The sequence below is a fragment of the Streptococcus sp. 477 genome, assembly GCF_013277295.1.
In the GTDB taxonomy this organism is placed as follows: domain Bacteria; phylum Bacillota; class Bacilli; order Lactobacillales; family Streptococcaceae; genus Streptococcus; species Streptococcus pseudopneumoniae.
This window is the reverse complement of sequence record NZ_VMMQ01000057.1, coordinates 17,731-27,963: the sequence shown is the minus strand read 5'-3', so window position 1 is coordinate 27,963 and position 10,233 is coordinate 17,731. Positions and strand designations below refer to the sequence as shown.

Sequence of the window (10,233 nt, the reverse complement as noted above, 5' to 3'; positions counted from 1 at the left end):
TATATACGGCAAGGCGACGTTGACGCGGTTTGAAGAGATTTTCGAAGAGTATAAAAATCCTCAAGATACTTTCTTCTATCCTTTAGTTTATAAGGAGAACACCTATGAAAAAAGCTGCTATTTCTATCTTTGCTCTCCTAGTGTTAGGAGTTAGCTGCCTGTTTCTATTCAGCCAACAAAGCTATAAAAAAACAGTCGTTCAATACTAGGCTAAGGATCAGAACCTGCCCAATAGGATAACTTATAGTGAATATAGCGATAAACGAGAAGCCAACTACGGTGGCACTCTAAACATCACATCTATCAAACAAGCTAATGACGGAGTTTATGCAACCTATGGAGGGCAATTGACACCTTTCCAATATTGATAAATTGATAACCAGCCTGTCTTCATCTAGTCATGCTGGTTTTTAAGTTCATTCTAAATCCTTACCTATTCTCCCTAACTGTGCTATACTTAATTTAGTACATTCTTTGAGATTGGAGATAAAATGAAAATCCATAAAACTGTGAATCCTGTTGCCTATGAAAACACCTATTACCTGGAAGGTGAAAAACACCTCATCGTTGTAGATCCTGGTAGTCAATGGGAAGCCATTCGTCAGACAATCGAGAACCTCAACAAACCGATCTGTGCCATTCTATTGACCCACGCTCATTATGACCATATCATGAGTCTGGACTTGGTTCGCGAGACGTTTGGCAATCCTCCTGTCTATATCGCAGAGAGCGAAGCCAGCTGGCTCTACACTCCTGTCGATAATCTCTCCGGTCTCCCTCGCCACGATGATATGGCAGATGTGGTCACAAAACCTGCAGAACACACCTTTGTCTTTCACGAAGAATACCAACTAGAGGAATTTCGTTTTAAGGTTCTACCGACCCCAGGGCACTCTATCGGTGGTGTTTCCCTAGTCTTTCCTGATGCTCACCTAGTCTTGACGGGAGATGCTCTGTTCCGCGAAACAATTGGACGGACGGATCTTCCGACTGGTAGTACAGAGCAACTCCTTCATAGTATCCAGACCCAACTCTTCACCCTACCAAACTACGATGTCTATCCAGGACATGGTCCAGCTACTACTATCGCTCACGAAAAGGCCTTCAATCCCTTTTTCTAGCAAGATGATGACAATCGATAGCACAATTTAATACTCAATGAAAATNNCGAAGTCAGTAACATATATCTACGGCAAGGCGAAGCTGACGTGGTTTGAAGAGATTTTCGAAGAGTATTAGAATTATAAAAAACGCATAATATCAGATGTAGAAAAATTTGATACTATGCATTTTATCATGAAAAGATTTTCTAAATCATCTCCTCAAATTGATTTTTTCACAGTCTAAAATATTTGATAGATAAACTATGAATTGGAGTTATTCTGACTCCTTACGAAAGCTAAATAATCCAGCAGTTAGAGTTAACATTCCAAATAGGGTGGCGAGAATTGAGTGATTTTCTCCAGTATTTGGCAAAGTCTTAGCTACTTGTTTCGAAATAGTTTCAGTCTTAGTTGCTAACGACTCAGCTTGAGTTTTTGTACTACTTGCATCATTTCCTTTTTGTTCAGTATTACTACTATTTACAACTGGAACAGGAGTTGTACTACCTCCGTTATCACGGCTTGCGGCAACTTTGAAAGTCATAGCATAGATACTGAAGTGATTGGTTTCAAAAGTAACCTTATCTGTATCTTGTTTGAACTTCAATGCCTGTAAAGTACCATCTGGAGCAACATAGTAAACATTTTCAACTGGCTTATCGGCAGAAAGACTTACTAGAACCATGCCATTTGGCTGGATAGCTTTACCATTCGCGTCATATAGATGAATGTCAAATGCCTTGTAGTCTTTTGATTCAAGTGAAGTCGGCTTGGTTTCTTCTACCTTGATATAGCTGACATTTTTGAGTGTTGCTTCTGAACCATGCACTTGAACGCTTCCAGCTTTGTTCGAAAGAACACGAGTATTGTTTGGGATGGCTGGATTAAGCGTAGGCGTTACGGGAGTTGTCGGTGTTATTGGAGCAACTGGTGTAACTGGATTTACAGGTTTCTCACTTAGCTTCTCAGTTGGTTTCACTGGCTTAGCAGGTTGTGGTTGATCAACTGGAACAGTAGGAACACTTGGTTGCTTGTCTGGCTTAGGTTGTTCACTTGGCTTAACTTCAGGTTTTACTTGCTCAGCTGGTTTTTCAGTAGGGTTCTTAAACAAGAAAACGTAAGTATCGTAGGTTTCACCAAATAGATTGTATGAATGAGTTTTAGTTTTCTCATCATAGCGATTTGTTTCTTCACTTGGGAATCCTGGATAATAGAGTTCTTCCAGTTTTCTATCCTTAGTTAATGTATAAACCTGAATATCTTCTTTCTTCTCTTTTGATTTGATAGTTAAAGAGATGCCACCACCTTGGAGAGTTCGATTTGTTCCGTAAGTTGGATTTCCATTTTTATTAGGAACTTCATAGAAAATTGTATAAGCTTCGTAGTTCATTCCTTCCAACTCTGGAACTTTTACTCGAACAAGAGCAGGTTTAAACCTACTATCCATATCTCCAAATCCGCTACCTTTAAATTTTATCTCTTTACCGTTTTCGAACATCGGATTATTGAAATTCGAATTAAAAGTATTTACTTTTATATGAGATCCTGCATGAAGCAAGTCTGGTTCAGCTGTCCACCAACCGTAAGATGTTTTTTCTACATTTTCAACAGGAAGTGGAGCAGCAAGGTCGTTTGTTGTTAGAGTAGGGCGACCTGCTCCGTTAAACCAACGTTTTGGCTGGTTGGTTCTATAAGGAATCTTTGGTAATCCAGCATTTTTAGCTGGTTTCACTGAGTTAGCTGGTTGTGGTTGCTCTGCTGGTTTAACCTCTGGTTGAGGGTTTTCTGCTGGTTTTGGAGATGGAACGGGTGTTTCAGCTGGTTTATTTTCAACCGGCTTGTTCTCAGCTGGTTTCGGCTGCACAGTTGGTTCAACTGTCTCCGCTGGTTTCGAAATTTCAGCAGGTTTTTCCGTTTCCGCTGGTTGCGGATCTTTCGGTTTTTCTTCTACTGGTTTATTTTTAGTGTAAATAAAATAGTAGCGAAAAAGATTATCTCCTTTACCATTTTTGTAGCCAGAACCACGCAAAGCATAAGCTGCATCATAACTGACTCTGACAACTTTTGGATCTGGGTCGATATCTGGATGATCTGCAGCTGATTTTACGACGTGGCTAAAAGTGTAGTCGGAGAATTTTTTTGCTGTTAGTATTCCATCTGCGCTATCTTTGTCATGTACGTTCCATGTAGAGCTAACTTCTGCTTGTTTTGGACTATCAATTCTTGATTCAGTAGTGTATCCATGTTTTTGGACAAGATCAGCATCTAAGAAATCTGCTTGGATTTCATATTTTCGAACGCTTATATCTGAGAATGCTGGCACGGCTCCAGGTTTTTCTGGGATTAGTCTATGGATCAGTTCATCCATATCAACTCCGTCAGCAGCCCAAAGCTTCTCATTAGCCTCAGCTATCAGTTTATTGTACTCTTCTTGAGTCTTAGCTGCTCCTTTCTTATAGGCTAAATCCTCTGCTACCATCTTCTTCATCTCTTCAGAATCTGTTATAGGTTGTTCTGGTTCAGGCGTTATGATTGGCAGGCCTGGCTCAGGTAGCTGATTGGTTGGATCGACGTTGTATTTTTTCTCGATCTCAGCATTTTTCTTGTCCTCTGCGATAGCCTCATCTGTTCCGTTTGCAAGAATGTTGCCCTCGGTCGAAGGTTTTTCGACAGGAGCGGGCTCTTCTACTGGCTTTTCAGCAGGTTTTGAAACTTCTTTGTCTAGCTTTGGTTTTGGTTTAGCGATTGGGTCGAGCATACTGAAATCAACCCAGCTACCATTAGGTTTTGGTGCAGGTGTTGGTTGAGCAACATTAGGTTTAGCAGCAACATTTGGCTGCGGCGCAACGTTTTCCTCGGCACGCACCAAAGTTGGCACGGCAGCACTAAGAGTTACAGCAGAGAAAGTGACAATACCTAGTTTAGTTAGTTTATTCATAATTTTTCCTCCTTGGGAATATATAATTGCCTTTTTAGGCTTATAAAATAACAAAATCAACTTCCTTTCAAGACCACAAAAGCAAAATTTTGAGCCAACTCATTCTCTAAACATTTAATGTTCTTGATAGAAGCCTTAAATGAACCTTTATCCATTAACTGAACAATACAGCTATTACACTATTACATATCTTAATAATTTTTAAATTTTTTGTTACCATAAGCTCGCTAACTACTTTAGAGATAGGGAACTAAGTGTATCGCGTAACGACCGTTAAACGATACACAAAAAATACCAGTCTAATACAGGTTAAAAACACTGTTAAACTCGTATTTTTTAAATATTCATATTGTTGTTTTGACTGTTTCATCAAACGGTCGTTAATCGAAACAAATTTACAGCTTCATTCTACCATTTTTCCCTATTTTTAGCAATGATTTTCCGTTTTTTTTGACGATTGTTCGCCACTTTATTGCGTTCTAACACTTTATATAGGGTTGATGTAGAAATTTGTTCAGCTTTTGCAATATTACGTATGCTTATATTTGAATGTAGATATTTGTTAAGTATCCGCTCCTCCTTTTCTTTTGAAATCCGTTTTGCTCCTAATCTAACACCATTTTCCTTAGCTTTTCGAAGTCCTTCTTTTGTGCGAAACCTCAGATTTTCCAGCTCATTTTCTGCCACAAAGCCTAAAATGACGCAAAGTAACCTGCCAATAAGAGAGTCTGTTTCTAGTTTTTCATGCAAACTGACTAGCTGAATATGATATTCATTAAATTGTTCAATAAGTTCTAGTAGCTTAAACATAGATCGAGTCAGTCTATCTAACTTATAGATAGTGAAAGTAACCTGCTTGCCATCTTTCGAAAAGTCAGAGGCCAGTTTTAAGGCTTTTGTAAGTTCAGGACGAGTGTTATTTGCACCAGATTCCTTTTCTATAAAAAGTTTATCGCAATGTTTGAGAGCTTCGATTTGCACTTTCAATCCTAGGTCTTGCTTATGAGTAGATACACGGGCGTAGCCTATGTTGATAGTCTTTTGAGACATAAAAATCCTCCTGTTATCTTGATACAGAGGGATATTTTACTATGAATTTTAAAATAAGAAAAGACTTCAATTTCATAATCCCTATGAACTACACCCCAAAAGCTAGATTATTCTATCTAACTTTTTAGGGTGTACATAGATAGGGAAGGTGTAATTATAGGAGTTTTACTTGTCTCTTTGTATTACCAAATAATCACGCGCTCTTCTGGTGAACGCCACATTCCGTCACCTTCTTTGACATCATAGGTTGTAAAGAAATCATCGAAGTTTGGCACTTGTACATTGACACGAAGTTTGGCTGGCGCGTGCACATCGACACTAGCCAAAAGTTTCATAAATTCTGGACGACCTTTCATGCGCCAGATGCGACCGAAGTTGTAGAAGAACTCTTCTGCTGAGAAGTCTGCTTCTCTCTTAGCTGCTTCAAGCGCTGCTGCGATTCCTCCCAAGTCAGCCACGTTTTCTGATACAGTCAATTTACCGTTAATGGTTGCTCCATAAGAATCCTGTCCATCAAATTGGTCAATGACTTTTTGTGTTTTCTCCTTGAAGGCAGCATAGTCGCTCTCTGTCCACCAATCCTTGAGGCTACCATTTTCGTCAAAGGAAGCTCCGTTGGTATCAAAGGCGTGGGAAATTTCATGAGCAATAACCGCCCCAATACCACCGTAATTAGCAGAAGATGACTGATGCAAGTCATAGAAAGGTGCCTGTAAAATAGCCGCTGGGAAGACAATCAGATTCTTCTGTGGATTGTAGTAGGCATTGACCATGTGAGCAGGCATGCCCCATTCCTTGTAGTCTACAGGTTGGTTCCACTTGCTCCAACTGTGTTTGATTTCCACACGCGCAAAGGCTAGAGCATTGTCAAAAAGACTAGCAGTCTCATCCACTACCTTGTCTTTGTAGCGTGCTGGCAATTCTTCTGGATAACCGATATAAGGCTTGATGACATTGAGTTTGACGATGGCCTTGTCACGAGTTTCAGGAGTCAGCCAGTCATTCTTAGCCAAGCGTTCCTTATAGACATCAATCATGGTTGCCACTTTTTTCTCCACGTCCGCCTTAGCTTCTGGAGAGAATTTTTCATGGGCATACCAAAGACCTAAGGCTTGTTTGAAAGGACCTTGTGCTAGTTGATAAGCTGCCTTGACCTTGTCTTTGGCTTCTGGAACTCCTGAAAGCGCACGGCTATAGGCACCTGACAAGACACGGATTTCTTCTGTTAAATAGCTGGTTGAAAGATTGACAACACTCAAAATCAAGGTTGCCTTGAGAAGAGGCCATGCCTCTTCACTATAGAATTGATCTGCTGCTTGCCAGAAACGTTCCTCGTCTACAATAACCTTGTCTGGTACTTGTCCAAGAACAGCTTGGAAGAAGTCATCCAAAGGTAGAGCAGGCGCGAATTTTTTGAAATCTTCATAAGAATATGGATGGTAAAGTTTAGCATACTCTGAACTTTCTTCATTAGAAAGCACCACTGCTGCAATTCGGCGATCCAATTCAAGTCTTTTCTCTAGCAAGTCTTCAATTTCTCCATCAGAGAAATCATAAGCCTTGAGGAGATTTGCGCTGCTTTCTTTCCAAAGAGTCAAGAGCTCTTCGCGCTGAGGATGTTCTTCTGCATAGTAGGTCGTATCTGGCAAGATTGTGCTTGGAGCGCTAGCCCACAAAACGTTGATTCTAGCATCCATAAAGTCTGGCGATACACCAAAAGGAAGGAAGTTCGGTTTTCCTGCAAGTTCAAACTCTGCTAGTTTAGCTGTAAAATCCGCAAAAGTCTCCAATTCTTGGAATTCTTTAAGGAGTGGTAAGACAGGTGTGATACCGTCAGCTTCTCTCTTGTCAAAATCACGAACTAGGCGGTGGTATTTGACAAAGTTTGCCAAGATAGCATCCTCAGGCACCTCTTCACCTGCTAACCACTTGTCTGTTGTCGCCAGCATCAAGTCTTCAATTTCCTGATCTAAATCAACAAAACCTCCTGTTTGAGACTTATCTGCTGGGATTTCAGCTGTCTGTTGCCATTCTCCATTGATAGCATCATAAAAATCATCTTGATAACGTGTCATCTTGTTCTCGCTTTCATTTGTATTTGTCTTTATCTTAACAAAAATCACTAGGGAATGCAATTAAAAATGAACTTTCCTTTTCTATCATTTTTCAGTTATTATTTCAATTTTTTAAAAATTCACAAAAAAATTAATTGTCTGAAAAATGAATTGACAAAAAATATATAAAATGATAAAATTCTATCTATCTCATAGCTTTGCTACTTGAAATTTAAATATTAGGAGGTAGATTTTATGCTTAAGCAAAAACGTGTTCATTCTGTAAGTATTGCAGGAATCGCAGTGCAGTAAAGGATAGTAATACTTTCTTCACCGAGGCTGGTAACTAGACTTTCTCTAGTTACCTTTTCTTTTAATTGATATAAGGAGATATAATGGATCTACTAAAAGCTCGTCCAAAACTAAAAAAGGCTTACCCAGTAGTATATAAAGACGGATCGGTCTATATAGGTGGGGTTGGAGAAATTACAGAATATGAAGACCCTAGCGGAGCTATTGAATACATGCTCAAAAAAATGGATGGAATTAATACCGTCGAAAAAATCATAAGAGAAGTTTCAGAAACCTACAGTGAACTATCACCATCTGATGTAATGGAAGCTATTGATGAAATCAGTAAAGAACGATTTATCGAGGATTTAAATCTTACTGGTTCTAAAATATTATCCAAGTATGAATTAGAACGTTATCACAGAAACATCAACTTTTTTTCATCTTACGCAACTTTAAGTGAAAATAAATATATTTCTCAAAAAAAATTAATTGATTCAAAAATTGGAATTATTGGATTAGGCGGATTAGGCTCTCACATTATATATGACTTAGCTGGCTTAGGTATAGGAGAAATAAAAGCTGTTGAATTTGATGTCGTTGATATATCTAATTTAAATAGACAAATTTTATATAACTTTGATGATATAGGAAAGAGTAAAGCAAGTATAGCAAAACAACGCATCTATGAATTTAATCCTCAAATAAAATTTACTGTTGAGGAAAAGAAAATCAATTCATCTGAAGATGTTGTTGAATCATTCCGAGGATTCGACTGCTTAATACTAGTTGCGGATAGACCTAAAATCAAACTAGCAAGATGGGTAAATGAAGCTATAGTAAAGCTGAATATTCCTTTATTTTGTGCAGGTTTAGAAGCGCAACGAGCCCTGCAATATACTATTATCCCCAAAATATCTGGATGCATAGATTGTTGGAGAAATACTATCCAAAAAGAACACCCTATTTCTCACCTAATCCTTGAAGAAAGAACTCGTTTAAATTTAGTTGGTGACAATACTGCCATAGCTCCTCTAGTATCTGTAGCAACTGGTATCATTTGTTCAGAAGTTACAAAATATATCACTGGTATCGGTGAATTAACTACTGTAGGCCAATTAAAATCTATAGATATGAATACAATGACTACAAAAATAGCCGAGCATTGGCATATAGATCCCAATTGTATAACCTGTCGTGGAGGTAATATTATTGAATAGAAATTACAAAATATTGTGGCTAACATTTCTTGTATCCAACTTTGGTGATTGGCTAAGAAAATTAGCTCTACCTTTGCTAGTATTTGAGAAAACAGGATCTCCATTTCATATGGCTACTCTATACGGTATTTCATTTTTACCATGGATTTTATTTTCTCTAGTAGGAGGTATATTAGCAGATAAATTCAAAAAAGTATATATCATTTCAATATGTCATTTAATCTCATTAGTCATTCTAAGTTTGCTAATAATATCTTTTAAAAATGATAATATACTCTTACTCTTAATTTATATTTTAACCTTCCTGCTCTCCTCTACAGAGCCATTAGTCCACCCAGCATTTCAAAGCTTGTTACCACAGATTGTAACAGACAATCAGCTATCAAAAGCCAATTCAGGAATCCAACTTATTGACAATACATTAAATCTTATTGGTCCTATGATTAGTGGTTCTGTTCTATTACTTATTAATCCAGCTAAAGTTTTATGGGTCAATGCTCTTACCTTTTTAATTGCCAGCCTATTAATTCTCTGCATAAAAACTCCAGAAAATACACTAGTAAATATCTCTAAAAAAGAGAGTCTTTCTAAAACAATATCTATTGGTTTGCACTATGTAAAAAATGATAAAATCATCCTAAGTGGAGCTATTCTTTTTTTTGGAACAAACTTTGGTATTCATATATTTCAGGCCAACTTAGTTTACTATATTACAGATGTTCTAGGCTATACCTCCTTTCACTATGGATTAATACTCTCAATAGCTGGTGTAGGAGCTATATTAGGTGCTATTCTTGCCCCTGAATTAATTAAAAAGTTTAGATATGGAAAAATCCTCTCCATCAGTACAATGCTAGCTGGTCTATCTACTATGTTGCTATCAATTAACACAAACTATATATATATGGGAGTATTTTTAGGTTTGAGTAATATGTTTGGCAATATCAATGCCATTACATATTTTACGTTACGACAAAAAGTTGTCAAAAAAGAAATGTTGGGACGTGTTGTTAGTATTACTAGAATGATCTCATTTGCTTCTATCCCCTTAGGAGCATACCTTGGAGGGATACTTGTTTCACATAACTTAACTATCATAAGTATTCTAATATTAGCAGGTACTATAAGATTTCTTGCAGGGGGATTTAGTTACTTTAGTCCATTAACCAAAAGTAAAAACTATTGATGTTTAAAGTGTGATATACTGATTCAAAATAATTCATCAAAGAATCGCTCATACTCAACAAAAATCAAAGGGTAAACTAAGGGGTTATCCATGGATAGATTAAAACACTTTTTGAAGTACAGATAGTAAATCTAATTAAAGAATCTTTAAAATCATAAAAACGCATAATATCAGGTGTATAAACCTTGAGATTATGCGTTTTATTAGACCTCCTACTAAATATATAGCAAAATAGAGTTAGTTGGAGCTGGAGTAGTACAATGCTGCTTCTAAGGCATTTTTATAATTTACTTTGAATTTCTAACAATGTTTTAAAAAACTCGGTGGACTATTCCAGATTCAATCCACTATATATTGATTCCCTTGTGTGATGTGTAAAGATTTTTTAATG

The 10,233-nt window shown here is 37.5% G+C and carries 6 protein-coding genes; 3 read left to right on the top strand and 3 right to left on the bottom strand.

The window, feature by feature from the left end; all coding sequences use genetic code 11:
- The first annotated feature begins 491 nt into the window (after positions 1-491).
- Positions 492-1,121, top strand: a complete 630-nt coding sequence (locus HT691_RS07175; RefSeq protein WP_023933220.1) for an MBL fold metallo-hydrolase — start codon at positions 492-494, stop codon at positions 1,119-1,121.
- Between the two features lie 256 nt (positions 1,122-1,377).
- Here HT691_RS07175 and HT691_RS07170 read toward each other — a convergent pair whose 3' ends face one another.
- The 3 genes from HT691_RS07170 to pepO all read right to left on the bottom strand — a co-directional run bounded on the left by HT691_RS07170 (position 1,378) and on the right by pepO (position 7,166).
- Entirely contained in the window at positions 1,378-4,041 is a 2,664-nt protein-coding gene (locus HT691_RS07170; RefSeq protein ID WP_023933218.1) for an LPXTG cell wall anchor domain-containing protein, read from the bottom strand.
- A 408-nt stretch (positions 4,042-4,449) separates the two neighbouring features.
- Positions 4,450-5,091 carry a recombinase family protein gene (locus tag HT691_RS07165; protein WP_023933213.1) on the bottom strand — a complete coding sequence of 214 codons (642 nt, stop codon included), beginning with the start codon at positions 5,089-5,091 and terminating at the stop codon, positions 4,450-4,452.
- Between the two features lie 182 nt (positions 5,092-5,273).
- A complete protein-coding gene (pepO, locus tag HT691_RS07160) occupies positions 5,274-7,166 on the bottom strand; it encodes an endopeptidase PepO (protein ID WP_031243466.1) in 1,893 nt (630 codons plus the stop codon).
- 374 nt (positions 7,167-7,540) lie between these two features.
- On the opposite strand from pepO, the gene HT691_RS07155 reads away from it, so the two are divergent.
- Together HT691_RS07155 and HT691_RS07150 are read left to right on the top strand one after the other, a co-directional pair.
- Complete coding sequence (locus HT691_RS07155; protein ID WP_050207834.1) at positions 7,541-8,656, top strand: ThiF family adenylyltransferase; 1,116 nt, start codon at positions 7,541-7,543, stop codon at positions 8,654-8,656.
- Positions 8,649-9,842, top strand: coding sequence for an MFS transporter (locus HT691_RS07150; protein ID WP_001081491.1), 1,194 nt, complete (start codon positions 8,649-8,651; stop codon positions 9,840-9,842). Before HT691_RS07155 ends, HT691_RS07150 begins: the two co-directional genes overlap by 8 nt.
- Positions 9,843-10,233: the final 391 nt, after the last annotated feature.